Genomic DNA, 18,122 nt, shown 5'->3' with positions numbered 1-18,122 from the left:
CTAGAAACCACTTACGTCCGAACGCTCCCAGCTAGCAACCTGGTCGGGAGACACTGTACCCAGCGCCTCGAACTTCCAGGAGCCGCCCGCCTTCAGATGATTGGTGTTTGCAAGAGCCGTTCCAACCTGGTTGCCATCGGCATCATACAGAACATACTCAATCTGAATGTAGCTCTTTTCCTTGTCCGTGTTATTGGTCAGCGTGCCCGTGATCTTATAGGTAAACTGATTGGAAGTGTCTTCAGCCTCGTCAGCAATGGTATACGGTTCTTGCGGTTCTTTTTGCTCCTCAGCCTGCTGTGTCGTCTCGGCAGGTTTTGCCGAATCGCTCGCAGACGAATCGGTTGAGTTGCCGCCCATAGAGTCCACGGCACCGACAATAACCAGCACCACGATGATGCCTAGGACAATCTTGCCGATCGGCTTCTTTCCCTCTTTTGCCATTATTCATCCTTCCTACGATCCGGCTACCGTGCCGGCACACAGCACATCGTAGGAAGGATTTAACTTGAATTCATTAGCTGAGAGCTAAGGTTGCGGTAAACGGCCAATGCAGTTATCCAAACGCCGAGCAAACGCACTTTGCGCGACCGTCTGCTGGCAGCGCGTCAACCCACCGTTACGGATTCCCCAGTAAAGGCGCTAATCATCAACAGGACAAAGAACACCAGGTAGCTGGCACTCAGCGGGTACGCAATAATCAGGAAGACGACCCAGCCGACAGTGGTTTTACCGTCGGCACGGCGTTGCTCGCGATTGCGGCAAAGCCAAATCGTCACGCCAATGGCCACAATCAACAGCACAAGTGCCGCTGCGGCCAGTCCAGCAAGCGCAAACATCACGCCAATGCTCACAGCAATAACCGGGAGCAGCAGCAAGCCGCACCCGCACCCACCAGGACTATACACGGCAGACTGTCGGCGTCGTTCCATCGTCACTCCAACCTCAATATCTTTGAGCACTACAACGCAGCGGCCTGCTGGACAGGAACGATCTTATTCAGCTCCGGTTCGATCCGCCTTTTCTCGGCCTCAAGGTCAAACGCCACCTGAGCGCGCAGCCAATAACCATCCGTCAGGCCAAAATAACGGCAAAGACGGAGGTCGGTGTCGGCCGTCACGCGACGTTTTCCCAAGACAATCTGCCCGATACGCTGAGCCGGAATCCCAGTCTCTTTCGCAAGGCGATATTGAGAAATGCCCATGGGAACAAGAAACTCCTCTTTGAGAAGCTCACCAGGAGTCACCAGCGACAGCAAATCGGCCGAAGTCTCATCACTTGTGATAATCGACGATTTCGACATTCCAAGCCATCTCCTGTCTCCACTCAAAACAGACCCGATAGCGCTCATTACGATACAATCATAGTATCGCCTTACGTTAGTAACGTCAAACGTTTCTATAGACTTACATCTCTATTATATCGTACGTTTGTTCGTGTTTTCTAGAACAAACTGTCCTTCACGCCTTAGCCAAGCAAAAGCAATCGTTTGTAGACATCGAGGCCTTTGAGTAGGACTTCCTCGTCGAAGAGCATGCTATCGGTATGCAGAGCGCTTGTGGCATAGGCGGGGCAACCCTCGGCGTCGCTCGGATTATCCTGACTGGCAGGAACGCCCGTGCCCAGCAAGAAGAATACGCCCGGCAGATGGCGTTGATAGAACGCGAAATCCTCGGCGATCAGCAGCGGCTCGTCCACAAGTTGCAGCTCGGACAAGGCAGGCGCAATGCAGGCAAACAGCTCGGGGTCGTTATCGACTGGCGGATAGCCCTCGGCAAAGTCGAGATCGTACGTACAGCCTGTTGCGGCACAGGCATCGTCCAGCACGCGGCGTACGCCCTCGCGCGCACGGTCGAACATGGCGTCCGTAAACACACGCAAGCTACCGGCAACATGGGCCTCCCCCGCCACCGCATTGCAGACGGTGCCGGCCTGCAGCAGGCCGAACTTGCCAATGCAGGGCTCATCGGCACCCAGCTCATCCATCAGTTCGCGCTCGGCAACCAAGAACTTGGCAGCCGCCAGCGCCGCATCGTGCGACTCCTCGACCGGAACGCCATAGGTCTTAGCGATATGGATGCTCGTCCCGTGAATATGAATGCGTGTCTCACTCGAACGCGCCAGCAACGGACCGGAGCAGCTCGCCAACGTACCGGCAGGCAAATCGGGCCACACATGGAAGCCGAAGATGCGATCCACCCCGTAGCGCTCGAACACGCCGCTCTCGCACACCGTCTTGGCGCCACCGGTCGTTTCCTCGGCAGGCTGGAACACAAAAAGCACGTTGCGCTTAAGTGAACCCGGCTGCTCGCGAATCGTACGGTCGACAAAGGTCGCGGCGGCAAGCGCCATGGCCATGTGTCCGTCATGTCCGCAAGCGTGCATCTTGCCGGGATGGGTTGAGGCAAAGGCCGCTCCCGTCGCCTCCGCGATGGGCAGCGCATCCATATCGGCGCGAATCGCCGTGGCATGCGCGGCATCAACGCCAGCGTCGAAGAAAGCACAGACGCAGCTGGGGCACGGATGGGTCACTTCGCAGGTGAGCGGTGCCAGCACGCCCTCGATATAGGCAATGGTTTGCGGAAGATCGAAATCGAGCTCCGGAATGCGATGGAGATCGCGGCGATAGCGACGGAGTTCTTGGAGCTCGATCATAGAGGATCCCTTCGTGAGGCACATCTGTTGCAACTTATTGTGATACAGGATTGTGGCGCACATGTTTCCAGCATATCCCTGCATTTTTTAAACGTTATATACGAATACTCTTGTTTGGTAAAGTGCAACGTGGTAGGGTCGTTACCACTTGATAGAGGCGCGGGCACGAAGAACCGCGGGCGAGCCGGCAGGCTTTGACCCCGTGGGGAGGCGAAACCCGCCGAACTGGGCTTTTCGGGCACGAACAACCTGGTGGGCCTGTGGGAAACACCCACAGGACTGTCTGCAGCAATGCGGGAGCGCTATCCGGACATTGGGTCCACGCTATGCGGATTCGATGCGCAGATGGCGCCGTCTGGATAGCGAGGTTTACGGGACATGGCATTGACCCCCAACGAGGCATATGCGGCCAAGCAGCCGTTTGTGGACAAGGAGACACTCGAGCATATCGTCGAGCAGTTCCCCACGCCGTTTCATCTATACGACGAGGCGGGCATCCGCCGCAACATGCAAGAAGTGCGCGACGCCTTTGCATGGAACTCGGGCTTTAAGGAATACTTTGCCGTCAAGGCCAACCCCAACCCGGCGCTCATCTCCATTCTCAACGAATACGGCTGCGGCTGCGATTGCTCGAGCTATACCGAGCTCATGATCGCCCGCTCACTGGGTATCACGGGACACGACATCATGTTCTCGTCCAACGACACACCGGCTGCCGACTTTGAGCTCGCCGACAAGCTGGGCGCCATCGTCAACTTTGACGACATCAGCCACATCGGGTTCTTTGAGCGCGTTGCGGGGCCCATCCCCAAGACGGTCAGCTGCCGCTTTAATCCAGGCGGCCTGTTCCAGCTCTCCAATGGCATCATGGACAACCCGGGCGACTCCAAATATGGCATGACCACCGAGCAGCTCTTCGAGGCGTTCCGCATGCTCAAGGCCAAGGGCGCCGAGGACTTTGGCATCCACGCATTCCTTGCCAGCAACACCGTCACCAACGACTACTACCCCAAGCTCGCGCGCATCCTCTTTGAGCTTGCCGTGCGCCTGGAGCGCGAGACCGGTGCACATGTCGCCTTCATCAATCTGTCCGGCGGCGTCGGCATCCCCTATCTGCCCGAGCAGCAGGCCAACGACATTCACGCCATCGGCGAGGGGGTGCACGCGGCCTACGACGAAATCCTGGTTCCCGCCGGTATGGGCGATGTGGCCATCTGCACCGAGATGGGCCGCTTTATGATGGGGCCCTACGGCTGCCTGGTCACCAAGGCTATCCACGAAAAGCAGATCTACAAGGACTATATCGGTGTCGACGCAAGCGCCGTCGATCTAATCCGTCCTGCCATGTACGGCGCCTACCACCACATTACGGTAATGGGTCAGCCGGGTGGCGACGACAAGACCACAGCGCCCGTCACGGACACCTACGACATCACGGGCAACCTATGCGAGAACAACGACAAGTTCGCCATCGATCGCGAACTGCCGCATATCGACATGGGCGACCTGCTTGTGATTCACGATACCGGCGCGCATGGCTACTCCATGGGCTACAACTACAACGGCCGCCTGCGCTCCGCCGAGGTGCTGCTGCGCCCCGACGGCTCGGCCGACCTTATCCGCCGCGCCGAGCGCCCGGGCGATTATTTTGCCACGCTCGACGTGCTGCCGTGCGGCCGTGAGCTGCTGGCCAAATCGCGTGCCGAAAGCGCTCGTCGTCGCGCTCAGGACGAGCGCCTGGCCGTCGCCGCCCAATGGAACAAACGCATCCAGATCGCGGAAGCGAAGGAGAAGAACATGGATATCCGCAACCTCGAGGGCTCAATCGTCGCCCTTGTCACGCCGTTTAAAAAGGACGGCAGCGTCGACTTTGACGCACTCGAGCGCCTTATCGATTTCCACTTACAAAATGGCACCGACGCCATCCTCACCCTGGGCACCACCGGCGAGAGCGCCACGATGACCGACGACGAGGACAACTCCGTTGTCGCCGCCGTGGTCAAGCATGTTGCAGGACGCGTCCCCGTCATCGCCGGCTCGGGCTCCAACTCCACGCAAACTATGCTCACCAAGTCGCTCACCTACCAAGGCTTGGGAGCCGATGGCCTGCTGCTCATTACCCCCTACTACAACAAGTCCAACGAAGAGGGTATCTATCAGCACTTTAAGACCGTCGCCGATGCCGTGGACATCCCCTGCATCCTGTACAACATCCCTGGTCGTTGCGGCTGCGGTATCAGCGAGCACAACGTAGAGCGCCTGGCCGCACATCCCAACATCATGGGCATTAAGGAAGCGTCGGGCAACGTCGCCTACGCGGCCAAGATCGCCCACCTGCTGTCCGACGACTTCCGCATGTACTCGGGCGAGGACGCACTTACCGTGCCGCTCATGAGCCTGGGCGCCTCGGGCACCATCAGCGTGTGGGCCAATGTTCAGCCGCAGCTCGTACACGACATGTGCCGCGCCTATCTGGACGGCGACGTGGCACGTGCCCGCGATATCCAGATTGCCGGTCAGCCGCTCATCAACGCCCTCTTTAGCGAGGTCAACCCCATCCCCGTTAAGGAAGCGCTCGCTCAGATGGGTATGATCGAGGCAAACTACCGCATGCCGCTGTGCCCCATGGCAGACGACACGCGCGCTGCACTTACCGATGCTCTGAAGGGAGCTGGTCTGCTTGATTAAGACCGTCATTATGGGAACGGGCCGTATGGGCTCGCTCATCCGCACTACCGCCGAGGGCGTTATCGACGCCGCCGGAGAGCCCGTTTTCGACATCGTCGCCCAGATCGGTTTTGATCTGTCCGAGCTCGAGAGCGCACCGGCCGCCGACGTCATCATCGACTTCTCGAACGTCGTGACCTTCGATGCCGTCGTCGCCTATGTCGAGCGCACGGGCGCGGCGCTGGTCTCGGGCACCACAGGCTATACGCCCGAGCAGATGGATCGCCTGCGCGAGCTGGGTCAGAACGCCCGTGTCATGCACTCCGGCAATTACTCCATCGGTATCGCAGCCCTGCGTCATCTGGTAGCACAGGCCACACGCGAGCTGCCCGGCTTTGACTGCGAGATTGTCGAGACGCACCACAACCAAAAGGTCGACGCCCCCAGCGGCACTGCCAAGTTGTTGCTCGACGCCGTCGTCGAAGCTGAGCCCGAGGCAGGCTACCACCCCGTCTATGGCCGCGAGGGTATGTGCGGAGCGCGTGACCCCAAGGAGATCGGCATGCACTCGCTGCGCGGCGGCACCGTCGCCGGCGTGCACGAAGTGAGTTTCTTTGGTCAGGACGAGGAGGTCACGCTCACGCACCGCGCCACGAGCCGTCAGATCTTTGTCAACGGCGCGCTGGCAGCCGCGCAGAAGCTCGTCACCCGCGAGCCTGGCTTCTATACGTTCGACCAGGTCATGTTTGCCTAACCAGGTATCAACCGGATCCACCCAAAGGAGAAACAGCAAATGAGCAATGCAGCCGAGATGGATGCACAGGAGATTATCAACTACATCGCCACCGCGCCTAAAAAGACGCCCGTCAAGCTGTATGTGCGCGAGAAGCCCGGCATGAAGGTTGCCTGGGGCGACGCGCATGTCTACGGCGGTCGTCGTGGCAAGACCGTCTTTGGCGACTGGGATGAGCTTAAGGCCATCCTGGACGCCAACGCCGATTCCATCGATTACTACGACGTCGAGAATGACTGCCGCAACTCCGCCGTGCCCATGCTCGACCTTAAGGGCATCAACGCTCGCATCGAGCCGGGCGCGATCATCCGCGACCGCGTCGAGATCGGCGACCGTGCCGTCATCATGATGGGTGCCATCATCAACATCGGCTCCGTCATCGGCGAAGGTTCCATGATCGATATGGGCGCCGTGCTGGGCGGCCGCGCCACCGTGGGCAAGAACTGCCACATCGGCGCCGGCACCGTGCTGGCAGGCGTCGTTGAGCCCGCAAGCGCCACGCCCGTCATCATCGAGGACGATGTCATGATTGGCGCCAACGCCGTGGTCCTGGAGGGCGTGCGCGTGGGCAAGGGCGCCGTCGTGGCCGCCGGTGCCGTATGCGTCGAGGACGTTCCTGCCGGCGCCGTCGTAGCCGGCGTTCCTGCCCGCGTTATCAAGATGCGCGACGAGAAGACCGACAGCAAGACCGGTCTCGAGGAAGGCCTGCGCCAGCTTTAATAGTTACGCGGTTTTGACAAACCGCGTAACAAGTCGACGCTGTAAACGACCCAGAGCGGCAATCTGACGTTCAATCGTCGGGCATGACCAGAAGGTCAATGCCCTCCTCTTTCACGTCACCTTGCTCGCTCTGGGGCGTTTTCGCTGACATATGCTCAACCTGTAACGTAATTCAGCCCCAGGAAACTAAGGCCGAAGCCCCGCCCGGGACTTCGGCCTTCTTTATCTCAGGGTTCCGTCATATTCAACCATGGCGGGATGCTTCGACAAACGATCGGCAGCCGTCTTGTAGACCTCGAAATGATCGCGCCGTCCTATTGCCACGATCTCTGCTATCTCCACCGTTCCATCCTCTCGGATTCGGAACACCATTCGGAGTCCTGCCTTTCGCCATTTAATCTTTTTGCAGCCGGCAAGCTCACCGTGAAGCGGCGTTCCGATTTCATCGGCGCGCGTCTTTAATTTCGTCACTGCAATGCGGACGAGCCTTCGCTGAGAACCGTCTAGTTTTTGATATTCCTTCTCGACGTCTCGATTCAAAAAGCCGACGACAAAGTGCCCGCTCATTCGAAAAGATCCTCATCCGAAATCGCATCGGGATCCATCGACTCAAACTCCTCGAGTTCCTCTGGGGTCAAAGCATCTTCAAACGGAATAAACTCGTGCGGTCCGTTTTTGATTCGATCCGTCGCAATGCGATCAAGCTCAAGTTCGCGAAGGTACTGCAGTGCGCCGAACATCTCCTCATAGGCAGCGTAGTCGATAATCACAGTATCGATGTCGTTATGATCGGCGATAAACTGCGGCGCGCGCTTAGCACGCTTGCGAATGGTAGATAGGGATTTGCTCGCTTCGGTGGCAGAGACAACCTGGTCTTTTGTAAACACCGGTTTTTCCAGAACAAGTGGGGACATCTGGACCTCCAAAAAATAATCTGGATTATATTTCAAATTATACTTCAAAATATAATCCAGATTTTTCTTAGAAAGAAACTATTGCGCTATCGGTTCTCGATGCTTCCGATGTTCTTGAGCTCGATGGAGATGAGGCCGTTGGGCTCGTTGACGAACTCGATGTACTCGGAGTTCGAGCCCATCTCGGCCGGGAAGCTGATCTCGATGCCCGTATCGGTACGAATCTTGTGGTTGCGCACGGCCGCACGCTCGACCTGTTTGCGCTCCACGGGCACACGCTCGGGCACCTTTTCCTCGGTCAGTGCCGCACGAACACTCTCCTTGATGACTGGCTCATCCTCAAAGACCTCGTCAACGATATCCCAAGGCGGCAGCTCCTCGTCGTCTTCGACCTTCTCGGCAACAGCGGCTTTGACCTTAGCGAGTGCCACGGCCGTATTGGCACCGTGCTCCTCGGCAACCTCCTCGACCACACGCGTCACGGTGTCGATAATCTCCTTGCCCGACACGCCCGTATCGCACTGCAGCAGGCCGTCAGGAATAAGCATGCGCTCCTCGCCGGCAATCTTGCGTTTCTTGTCCACGTAGCCGATCTCCATGGTGCTCGCGCGCACGATGGCGTAGCTCGGCACCTTTTGGGAGGGATTCGGCAGGATAGCGTAGTGGCGTGCGATGTCGTTGCGCACCTCGCCCTCCTCGCGGCCCACCTCATGCATAAAGGCCTGCTTGGAACCAAGCAGCATCACGGCAAACCAGCGGGCATCCTCGTCGTCGTCAAAGTCTGCCACCAGCACGTCGGTGGACTCGGCCTTCTCTGCCTTGGTGAGCTCGGAGGAGATGAACTCCGCAATCTGCTGCGACAGGTCCACAAACTCGCGCTCGCCAAAGAAATAGCCCTTGAGCTCGTCGCCGAATGCGGAGTTCTCGGCAAACGTGGCGCGTTTGTTATCGGCCGAAGTGCGGGCGCGACGCAGGTGCGTGGTCACGAAGTTGCGCACGGTACGGCTCTCGATATCGAGCTCGCGCTGGCTCATAACGTTGACGGCCGAGTCAAAGTCCAGGATATGTAGAATCGCATGGTTGATTTTCATATACGGCATTCCGTTCTAGATCGATTTCAGCACGAATCAGTATAGCGGTCGAGCCCGCCCCAGGCGCATCGAAGATTGGTGCAAGGGGGCCAGGTTACTTTGCACCAATGGCTAACGCAGGAGCTCCGACTGCCATGCTTCGAGCTGCTCGGCTAAGCTCTTGCCAGCGGCGGGAACGTTGAGCTCGGGGCGCTTGGGAAGCAGCGCGCACTTAAGAATCGCCACGATGGTCTGCGAGATAAAACGGCGCGTATCCCTGTCGAAGCCCTGGGCAGCCTGAAGCATCACCGGCAGGCTCTCGCGCAAATTCCCAGCGATATCCGCAAACCGTTCGGCCCCCGTGGCCTCAAACACAGAGAACAGCGCGTCCACAAAGCGCTCGCGTTCGGTAGGCTCCACTGCGAGCAACATCTCACGAATGGAGCTATCGACATATCGAGCGCCGGCAGACAGGCGCTCACAATACACAAAGTTGCAGCCGTCAATGACCCAGCTGAAGGGATTGTGCTGCAGCAGGCTGAACTCGGTGCTCTCGACAATGGAGTAATCTTCCTGCGTCTCGAACATCATGCCGAAAATCGAAGACTGCGGCAGGGTTTTATCGATGCGACCCGACAGACCCGCAAAGGCGTCGCCACTCAGGAACTCCTCGACAAAGCCGGGGCCATCATGGGAGAAGGCCCGTTCGATCCGGTCGCGAGCAGCATCAGAGCACATCACCGCACCATACACCGCCAAGTTGCCGCCCTTGGAATGTCCTCCGCACAAGAGTGGTCCGTCTATTGCGGCTGCCACCTCGTCCACATAGCGCGCCGCAGACTCCTGGGAGGGCACGGGGCACCGGAACGCCATGTTGAAGTCCTCTTTCCAGCCCACGATCGTACTGTCGGTCCCGCGGAAGGAAAGGTAGCTAAATCCTGCCGGAAAACGGAACGTTATGGCGGCAAACTGTTCCGTCGTCTCGACGTCATTCACGGCACGATAGCCGCACACACGCACGCCGCGGTAACGTGGGCTTGCCGTCACGGCCTCCAGCAAGGCGCGGCTTCCTTCCGGATCCCACAGGTCGCCAATCATGTCCCGGTAGCACTCGGCACGCAGTAGCTCACGCACGTCCAGTCCCTGCCAGCCGACAAGCTCCGGCATATCCCCCGGCAAGCGCAAATACGACAGCCATGCAAACACCAGGCTGTCCACCGAACAGAAGGCCCGCTCGTCAAACGAATCGAACGCCGTCTGGGCATAGGTCAAAAAGTTAGGCGAATCCGGCATGCCTCTCCCATCATCAATGATGCAAAGTAACCTGACCCCCTTGCACCAAAAAGGCGCCCGGGCCGTGGAGCCCGGACGCCTTTCATTGTAGCCTGTTGCCCAAAAGAGCTTGATTTAGCAGGAAAAGTCGACGCTGTCGATGATGTCCTTGAGGGCCTTGGCGGAGGCGGTGAGCTCATGCTGCTCGTCATCGTTCAGCGGCACGGGGACGCGGCAGACAACGCCGTCGCGGCCAACGACGGTCGGCATGGAGATGGCAAGATCGGACAGGCCATACTCGCCCACCATGAGTGAGGAGACGGGCAGAACGGTCTGCTCATCGCGCATGACGGCAGTGCAGATGCGCTTGACGGCCATGGCGACGCCGTAGTAGGTAGCGTGCTTCTTCTCGATGATGGTGTAGGCGGAGTTCTTGACGTCCTCAGCGATGCGCTTCTCGGCGGCCTCGTGCTCCAGGTGGCCGTGAAGCTCGCAGAAGGTGTTCAGCGGTACGCCGGCAACCTGAGCGCTGGACCAAGCGACAAACTCGGAATCGCCGTGCTCACCCATGACATAGGCCTGGACATCGCGCGGGTCAACCTCAACGTGGGCACCAAGCATCTGCTGCAGACGGCCAGTGTCGAGCACGGTGCCGGAGCCGATGACATGGCCCTCGGGCAGGCCGGACATCTTGATGGCGGCATAGGTCAGAACATCGACCGGGTTGGAGACGATGAGCAGAATGCCGTCAAAGCCAGACTTCTTAATCTCGGGGATAATGGACTTAAAGATATTGACGTTCTTGTTGACCAGGTCCAGGCGGGTCTCACCGGGCTTCTGGGCAGCGCCAGCGGTGACGACGATCATGGCGGCGTCGGCGACATCGGAATAATCGCCGGCATAGATCTTCATCGGCTCGGCAAACGTCATGCCGTGCGCGATATCCAGGGCCTCACCCTCGGCGCGGTTCTTGTCCACGTCGATGAGGACCATCTCGGAGAACAGACCACTCTGCATCAGCGCGAACGCCGAAGACGAACCGACGAAACCGCAGCCGACAATAGCGACCTTCTTCTCGTTAACCATTAGAAACTCCCATCTCACTCCACAAACAAGCCGCCCGGGAACGACCCGAGCGGCTTGCCGTAATCCCAATACATCCAATCGGGACTTTGATTATGCTCCTATTCGCAGCCAAAAATCGACCGTTTACCGAAATTGTTTGCAGGATTCGTAAAATAACTGCACGAAATCGGTTTCGAGCTATTGACGAGGCGAAATAGCTTTCTAATACAGGCCCGCCTCGCGAATGGCCTCGACAGCCAAAGCAATCTGATCGGGTGGCAGAACCAGCGCCATGCGCACGTGCCCCTCGCCCGAAGGACCAAAGCTCGCGCCCGGCGTCACCACAACGCCGGCCTTCTCCATGAGCTCCTCGCAAAACGCCATAGAATCGGTGCGACCACCGGGAAGCTTGGCCCACACAAACATAGAGCCATGCGCGTTGGGACGCTCCCAGCCCAGGCCCTCAAGACCGTCGCACAGGGCGTCGCGGCGCTCCTGGTACTTCAGACGCTGCGCCTCGACCTCATCGCGCGGACCGTTCAGGCACGCGATGGCGGCCTTCTGGATCGGGAAAAACATACCAAAGTCGATCTGACCACGCAGCTTGGCAAAGGCCGAGACCACGTCCTCGCGACCGACCAAAAAGCCAATGCGGGCACCGGTGACGTTAAACGACTTGGAAAGCGAGAAGAACTCCACACCCACCTCGAGCGCACCGGGATACTGCAAGAAGCTACCACCCGGCTCGCCGTCGAACACGATGTCGGAGTACGCGTTGTCATGGACGATCAGCAGGTCGTGCTCGCGGGCGAAAGCGATGATCTCCTCGTAGACCTCGGGCGTGCCCACCGAGCCCACCGGGTTGGCGGGCAGCGACACGATCATATACTTGGCACGATCGGCCACCTCGGGATCGATACCCGCCACATAGGGCAGGTAATTATGCTCGGCAACCAGCGGATAGTATTCGAGCTTGGCATCGGCGATCTTGGCACCCGCCTCAAAGACCGGGTAGCACGGATCGGGAACCAAAATAGTGTCGCCCGGATCGAGCAGGGCCAGGCCCAAATGGCCCACGCCCTCCTGCGTGCCGTTGCACGACTGCACCATGGACGGCGTAATGCTCGAAACGCCAAAGCGACGCTCATAGTAATCGCACACGGCCTGCTTGAGTTCGGGCAGGTCACGCAGGGCATACTTCCACATCTCGGGATCTTGGGCTGCTTGCGTGAGCGCCTCGACCACATGGTCGTACGGCTTAAAGTCGGGCGTGCCCACGCTCATGTTGTAAATGGTCTTGCCCTGAGCCTTCAGCGCGAGAAGCTTGTTGTTGAGCGAGGCGAAGACCTCCGCGCCAAAGCGGTCGAGACGCTGCGATGCCTGCATGGTGCCACCTTTCGATATAAAAAACGCGGCGCTCCGACAAGAGCGCCGCGCGATACGGGCCATCAGATTGCAAAAGTGTAACGCTTGCAACCCCCGTATTGGTTCAATTTAGCCAACCTTAGTCAACTGGATTGAGCGCGTCGATCTGCGCAAGCCACAAACGCGAGCTGGCGTCACTCGGCATACGCCAATCGCCGCGCGGACTGAGCGTCACCGAGCCCACCTTGGGACCATCGGGCAGGCAGCTGCGCTTAAACTGTTGGGCAAAGAAGCGACGATAGAACGTACGCAACCACGTGTGGACGGTCTTGGCGTCGTAGACGCCCTCGAAGCTCTTGAGCGCCATGCGGTAGATCTTGCCCGGCTCAAAGCCAAAACGCAGCAGGTAATAGAGGAAGTAATCGTGCAGCTCGTACGGCCCCACCAAATCCTCGGTCTTCTGTGCAATCTCGCCGTCGCCCGTGGGCGGCAGAAGCTCGGGGGACACCGGCGTATCGAGGATATCGAGCAAGACCTCGGCAATACGCCCGCCAAAGACATCGGCGGCATAGCACACCAAGTGACGCACGAGCGTCTTGGGTACGCTCGCGTTGACGGCGTACATGCTCATGTGGTCGCCGTTATAGGTAGCCCAGCCGAGCGCCAGCTCCGACAGGTCGCCCGTGCCAATGACAAAACCGCCAGCCTGGTTGGCCAGATCCATCAGAATCTGCGTGCGCTCGCGGGCCTGGCTGTTCTCGTAGGTCACGTCCTGCACGGTCGGATCGTGCTCAATGTCCTTGAAGTGCTGTTCCACAGCCGCGTGGATCGAAACCTCGCGGAAGCTCACACCCAGGTCGCGGGCAAGCGACTCGGCATTGGACTTGGTGCGGTGCGTGGTGCCAAAGCCGGGCATGGACACGGCCGTGATACCGGTGTGCGGCAGCCCCAGTGCATCGAAGGCGCGCACGGTCACAAGCAGAGCCAGCGTGGAGTCCAAGCCGCCCGAAAGGCCGATGACCGCAGCCTTGGTACCTGTGTGGGCAAGGCGGGTCTTGAGGCCCGCAGTCTGCAGATCGAGGATCGTCTCGCAACGCTCGGCCAGGTCGCCATGGTCAGCCGGCACAAAGGGAGCACGGGGGAAGACACGGTCAATGTCGAGTGCATCGCGCAGGACAGGCTCGCCTGCCAGCACGCCCTCAAACGAAAATTCAACGGTTGTGGCCTCCGGCGCATCGTCCGCGCGCGTCCACGTCGTCGAGCGGCGGCGCTCGGCAACCAGACGGTCGAGGTCAACATTGGCGACGGTCATATCGCAGGAAAGCAGTTTGGTGGCGGCGAGCTTAGAGCCGTTTTCGTAGACGAGGTTCTCGCCCGCAAAGACCATGTCGGTCGTGGACTCGCCCTCGCTCGCGTCTGCATAGGCATAGGCACAGTACAGGCGTGCGCTCTGATTGGAGATAAGGCTGCGGCGATAGTCTGCCTTACCGATGATTTCGTCCGAAGCCGACGGGTTGAGAATCACCGTCGCACCGGCAAGCGCCATCTCGGTCGAAGGCGGCGCCGGCACCCACAGGTCCTCGCAGACCTCAACGCCCAGCACCATATCCTCGGCACCCTCATCACAGCAACGGTAGATAAGCCCCGAACCCAGCGGAACCGGACCCTGACCGGCAAATTCAACCCACACGGGATCCGCAGGCGCCGGAGCAAACCAGCGGCGCTCGTAGAACTCGCCATAGTTGGGCAGATACTTCTTGGCCGTGAGGCCCAAAAGCTCGCCCGCGCAGCACACGGCGGCGCAGTTGTAGATATTCTCGGCAACTGCAACGGGAAGACCGATGGTAAAGACAATCGGCAGCTCACGAGTCTCATCGAGGATATGCACCAAAGCAGCCTCGCAGGCATGCAGTAATGTGCGGTTATGGAACAGATCGGCCGCGGTATAGCCGCACAAGTTGAGCTCGGGCAGCACCAGCGCGCGAACGCCGCGCTCGGCAGCCGCGCGAACAGCCGCCAGTGCAACCTCGGCATTGCCCTCGACATCGGCCACGCGAATCCGCGGCGAAGCCGCCGCCACACGCAAAAAGCCATCGTTCTTATTAGCCGAAACGCAGCATTGCCTTGTTGATCTGGACACTGGAGGCCCCTTCTACCCTGAGATTCAGTCTAACGGACGTTCACATATCTCTAACTAGCCAAAGCAACCTCCCAGTTTACTGAGAGGCCAACCTGTGCTAAGAGCATGTATTTCAAAAATATCTTTAATTAAAAAAGGAGAAATCGATAATCGACTTCTCCTTTAAGCGAGGCGAGTAAATTCCGAAACTAATGGCAGAATTTATCCATGTAGTCCTCAAAGTCGAACACTTCTACCACGACGCCCTCTTCCTGAAACTCTTTCAGTTGCTCCAAGAGATCTTTGTTAATAACGTCCATGCAGAAACCTCCTCTATCTAATCAATTGTAGTATATCTGCTTTCATGCAATTATCAACCAACTTGTTTAATTGCTCCTCGCTTGCCGATAGTCCCTCTTTTTTCAAAATGTCGCGCACCTCGTTCTTAGTAATCGGCTTTTCAAACAACGAAAGCAAAGCGAACGAAAAATCATTAACCGCACACATTCTATGGGTGGCACAACTCAGCAGTACTCTTAACCCCTCTTTTGAGCGTCCGACTTCTTTCACAAACGAACTTTTAACCAATTGAAAACCATTATCGTGCATTACATAATCGGCATCGATATTTGTATTCAGCAATCCATAATGCAACAGTTCTTCTATCGCCCTTGTCAGCTCGAGATCGCCCTGATCAAGGATAAGAGAAATGCTACAATCGGCCTCCAATAAACGGGCCAACTTAAGGTATACCAACTGGGAAACAGCATAGACATGATGGTATTCAGAATTATAGAAGTAGGCAAATGGCTCAACGAGCACGACAGAGGTCTTGGAATCCAGCCAGATTCGATCAGCTGGATTTAGACTAGTCAGCCGTCGCTTTACTTTGGTCAAATGTCCCTTATACCTGACAGCGTGAATAGAATCTAGGATCCAGGTCACCTCTGAAATATGAAGCCGCTGGGGCAAGTCAATTGTGTCGCTACCGTTTATGACTTCTTGCATATAAAAATCAATATGATGCTCATCAGATAAGGATTTTGCTTCATTTAAAGTTAAACCAGTGCCTGAAACATAATCCACTTCGAGGCGCAAATCCTCATATTGGGACTTCGGCATTACAGAGACACCATACTTATCGGGATGATTCCAAACATCCGACCCCATAACGAGACCAAAATTCGTAAATCCTCTCGTGGAATATGGAACACCACATACCTGTTTTGAATAATTCAAAACATTCTCTGTATAAGCTAAGGTGTTCAGAGCCTCTTCTTTAGTTTCGGTCGGAAAGCCAATCATAAAGAATAGATGAACAGGAATACCCGCATTGAGACAATCATGGATATTGCGATCAATCCAATCAACTCTCGTGTTCTTCTTCATTAGATCAAGAACTCTTTGGTTGTATGACTCGAGGCCAAACTGAATCTGCCTACATCCACTTTGGTATATCTTGTTGAAAACGTCTGTACTTAGGGTTGGAGAGAACCTCGTTTCTCCATGCCAGAAAAACGTTTTTCCCGATGCGTTTATTTCATCCGCGAGTTGCTCCATTCTTTTGCCTTCGAATGTTTCATCCACAAAAGAGAAAACTCTCGTGCCGTATTTTTCATTTAACCGACACATTATTTCAAATACTCTCGATATAGGCATCTTTCGGTAACAACCACCGGTAGCACCGGGAATGGTGCAGAAGGCGCAATGATTAAAACACTGCCTAGAAGAATAAACCGGCAATATTAACTCAGGCATGAAGTATTTAGAAAGGGCGAAGCCATCGAAATCGGGAACTGTATCGTTGATAAATGTTTGCTCAATCCGATGGTTTTTATATATCTTTCCACCTTTAGCATGGCAAAGGTTTGGAACACAGTCGAGATTGTCATCACCAGAGTCAAGAGCCTCAAGAAGACGTGCAAGCGGCTCTTCGCCGTCATACATCATTATCGAATCAATGTATTCAAAAAAGGGATGCCATTCTTTCATGCAGTCATCTGCTAAACGAGTAATGTAATTGCCGCCCAATGAGACGTGTTTAACAGATGGACATTCTTCTTTGTTAGCGCCGGGCGATTTTAGCCGCTAATAGTCAAACTATTTTGACCAATCCCGGTCACCGAATAATGGCCACCGTGCCTCCCCGCCGCCACTACGCTGGTGGTGCCAACACGCCGGCGTTAGGAGGACCATTGAGGTGAACGAGAGACACGATGACCTACAGGAGATTATAGACGCGGCGCTCCGGGAGATGGCCGCGGAGGAGGGCGACGGGTTCGACCCGCAGGCATGCAACCTCGCGGAGTTCTGCAGGAGGACGGGGCTCACCCGCTCCCGCGCGAGGACGGTCAGGGCACACGGGTTCAGGGCCCTGCCCCACGGGAACAGCGGGAGGAGGGCCGCGCCGGGCGTGCTCGCCGGCCACACCGGCCTGGTGGACGACCTCCTGCGGAAGGGCGTCACCAACTCGCAGGTGATATTCGAGCGGCTGCTCGGCCAGGGCTACGCCGGCGGCCTCACCACGGTGAAGACCTATATCGCCGCGCACCGGGACCGCGTGCCCGCGAAGAGGCGGCAGGCGGCCCCGCAGGGCTGCCGCGGCCAGCGCTTCAGGACGGCGCCCGGAGAGGCCTACCAGATGGACTGCTGCAGTTCGACTGGAAGGAGGGCATGAGGCTCGTCGACTCGGAGGGCGAGGTCTTCGAGTTCAGCGTGTTCACCGCGACGCTCGGCTACTCCCGGAAGCACCGCTTCATACCGGTCAGGAGCCGCACGCTCGACGACCTGCTGTCCTGCCTGCTCGCCACCTTCACCCGCCTCGGCGGCGTCCCGGAGGAGTGCATCACGGACAACATGTCGTGCCTGGTGACCGTCTCCGGCCGCAGGAGGACCAGGCAGGAGAGGGCGTGGCGGTTCGCGCGGGAGGCCGGCTTCGAGCTCAGGCTCTGCGCGCCGCGCTCGCCGCAGACCAAGGGCAAGGACGAGTCGGCCAACCGCTTCCTGAACCGCCTGCTCGCCTACGGCGGCGAGTTCACCGGGTGGGGCGGCCTGGCCGAGGCGGTGGCCCGGGTCGAGGCCCAGGCAAACTCTGAGCCGAACCGCACCACCGGCCTGCCGCCCGACGCGCTGTTCATGCGGGAGAAGGAGAGCCTGCGGCCCATCGGGAACCTCCGTCTCCTCGAGTCGATGGTGGGCGACGTGAGCGTCCAGACCGTCCCGCCGACCATGCTCGTCAGGGCCGCCGGCAGGGAGTGGTCCGTGCCCAGGCGCTGCATCGGCCGGCGCGTGAGCGTCGTGGCGATGCCCGGCGGCCAGGTCGTTGTGAGGATGGCCGGCGAGGAGGTCGCCGTCCACGACGCCGCGTCCGGGCCGTCGAGGCCCATCAACTACGACCCCGACCACTGGATTGGCAACACCTATTTGGACGATTCCGGGAGGGACAGCCCCGCCTCCCTGAACTCGACCGGAGACATGTAGCC

17 protein-coding genes and 1 riboswitch are annotated in these 18,122 nt (G+C 58.1%); of the genes, 5 read left to right on the top strand and 12 right to left on the bottom strand.

The window, feature by feature from the left end:
- From I2E45_RS08110 to I2E45_RS08095, 4 genes are all read right to left on the bottom strand, one after another.
- Nucleotides 1-444 carry an FxLYD domain-containing protein gene (locus tag I2E45_RS08110; RefSeq protein WP_195445542.1) on the bottom strand — a complete coding sequence of 148 codons (444 nt, stop codon included), beginning with the start codon at nt 442-444 and terminating at the stop codon, nt 1-3.
- Nucleotides 445-608: 164 nt separating this feature from the next.
- Complete coding sequence (locus I2E45_RS08105; protein ID WP_195445540.1) at nt 609-932, bottom strand: hypothetical protein; 324 nt, start codon at nt 930-932, stop codon at nt 609-611.
- Nucleotides 933-961: 29 nt separating this feature from the next.
- Entirely contained in the window at nt 962-1,303 is a 342-nt protein-coding gene (locus I2E45_RS08100; RefSeq protein ID WP_195445538.1) for a HigA family addiction module antitoxin, read from the bottom strand.
- A 164-nt stretch (nt 1,304-1,467) separates the two neighbouring features.
- Nucleotides 1,468-2,655, bottom strand: a complete 1,188-nt coding sequence (locus tag I2E45_RS08095; RefSeq protein WP_229058895.1) for an N-acetyldiaminopimelate deacetylase — start codon at nt 2,653-2,655, stop codon at nt 1,468-1,470.
- Nucleotides 2,656-2,799: 144 nt separating this feature from the next.
- Nucleotides 2,800-2,968, top strand: a riboswitch (Lysine riboswitch).
- Between the two features lie 65 nt (nt 2,969-3,033).
- Here I2E45_RS08095 and dapA point away from each other — a divergent pair.
- Genes dapA through dapD form a run of 3 tightly spaced genes read left to right on the top strand, consistent with a single transcriptional unit; the run spans nt 3,034 to nt 6,835 of the window.
- The gene (dapA, locus tag I2E45_RS08090; RefSeq protein ID WP_195445534.1) at nt 3,034-5,343 is read left to right on the top strand and encodes a 4-hydroxy-tetrahydrodipicolinate synthase; all 2,310 of its coding nucleotides are present in this window, start codon (nt 3,034-3,036) and stop codon (nt 5,341-5,343) included.
- Nucleotides 5,336-6,076 carry a 4-hydroxy-tetrahydrodipicolinate reductase gene (dapB, locus tag I2E45_RS08085; protein ID WP_195445532.1) on the top strand — a complete coding sequence of 247 codons (741 nt, stop codon included), beginning with the start codon at nt 5,336-5,338 and terminating at the stop codon, nt 6,074-6,076. The genes dapA and dapB overlap by 8 nt, the downstream gene beginning before the upstream one ends.
- A gap of 39 nt (nt 6,077-6,115) precedes the next feature.
- Nucleotides 6,116-6,835: a 2,3,4,5-tetrahydropyridine-2,6-dicarboxylate N-acetyltransferase gene (gene dapD, locus I2E45_RS08080; RefSeq protein ID WP_082437754.1), complete on the top strand. Its 720-nt coding sequence runs from the start codon at nt 6,116-6,118 to the stop codon at nt 6,833-6,835.
- Between the two features lie 222 nt (nt 6,836-7,057).
- Here dapD and I2E45_RS08075 read toward each other — a convergent pair whose 3' ends face one another.
- From I2E45_RS08075 to I2E45_RS08040, 8 genes are all read right to left on the bottom strand, one after another.
- Entirely contained in the window at nt 7,058-7,402 is a 345-nt protein-coding gene (locus I2E45_RS08075) for a type II toxin-antitoxin system RelE family toxin (protein ID WP_195445529.1), read from the bottom strand.
- Nucleotides 7,399-7,749 (bottom strand): hypothetical protein, encoded by a 351-nt coding sequence (locus I2E45_RS08070; RefSeq protein ID WP_195445528.1) that lies wholly within the window; start codon nt 7,747-7,749, stop codon nt 7,399-7,401. The genes I2E45_RS08075 and I2E45_RS08070 overlap by 4 nt, the downstream gene beginning before the upstream one ends.
- Before the next feature lie 86 nt (nt 7,750-7,835).
- Complete coding sequence (locus tag I2E45_RS08065; protein ID WP_195445526.1) at nt 7,836-8,840, bottom strand: nucleoid-associated protein; 1,005 nt, start codon at nt 8,838-8,840, stop codon at nt 7,836-7,838.
- A gap of 111 nt (nt 8,841-8,951) precedes the next feature.
- Nucleotides 8,952-10,112, bottom strand: coding sequence for a DUF2974 domain-containing protein (locus I2E45_RS08060; protein WP_195445524.1), 1,161 nt, complete (start codon nt 10,110-10,112; stop codon nt 8,952-8,954).
- A 114-nt stretch (nt 10,113-10,226) separates the two neighbouring features.
- Nucleotides 10,227-11,177 carry an L-lactate dehydrogenase gene (locus tag I2E45_RS08055; RefSeq protein ID WP_006234343.1) on the bottom strand — a complete coding sequence of 317 codons (951 nt, stop codon included), beginning with the start codon at nt 11,175-11,177 and terminating at the stop codon, nt 10,227-10,229.
- 201 nt (nt 11,178-11,378) lie between these two features.
- Nucleotides 11,379-12,542, bottom strand: a complete 1,164-nt coding sequence (locus I2E45_RS08050) for a pyridoxal phosphate-dependent aminotransferase (RefSeq protein WP_195445522.1) — start codon at nt 12,540-12,542, stop codon at nt 11,379-11,381.
- A gap of 118 nt (nt 12,543-12,660) precedes the next feature.
- Complete coding sequence (locus I2E45_RS08045) at nt 12,661-14,661, bottom strand: NAD(+) synthase (RefSeq protein WP_195445520.1); 2,001 nt, start codon at nt 14,659-14,661, stop codon at nt 12,661-12,663.
- A gap of 312 nt (nt 14,662-14,973) precedes the next feature.
- Complete coding sequence (locus I2E45_RS08040; RefSeq protein WP_195445518.1) at nt 14,974-16,632, bottom strand: B12-binding domain-containing radical SAM protein; 1,659 nt, start codon at nt 16,630-16,632, stop codon at nt 14,974-14,976.
- Between the two features lie 208 nt (nt 16,633-16,840).
- On the opposite strand from I2E45_RS08040, the gene I2E45_RS08035 reads away from it, so the two are divergent.
- Both I2E45_RS08035 and I2E45_RS08030 read left to right on the top strand, forming a co-directional pair.
- On the top strand, nt 16,841-17,317 hold the full coding sequence (locus I2E45_RS08035) for a hypothetical protein (RefSeq protein WP_229058894.1): 477 nt from the start codon (nt 16,841-16,843) through the stop codon (nt 17,315-17,317).
- Complete coding sequence (locus tag I2E45_RS08030) at nt 17,314-18,120, top strand: Mu transposase domain-containing protein (RefSeq protein ID WP_229058893.1); 807 nt, start codon at nt 17,314-17,316, stop codon at nt 18,118-18,120. The genes I2E45_RS08035 and I2E45_RS08030 overlap by 4 nt, the downstream gene beginning before the upstream one ends.
- Nucleotides 18,121-18,122: the final 2 nt, after the last annotated feature.

Source organism: Collinsella aerofaciens, from assembly GCF_015555045.1.
GTDB classification, from domain to species: Bacteria; Actinomycetota; Coriobacteriia; order Coriobacteriales; family Coriobacteriaceae; genus Collinsella; species Collinsella aerofaciens_W.
This window is presented reverse-complemented; position numbering and strand designations above follow the sequence as displayed.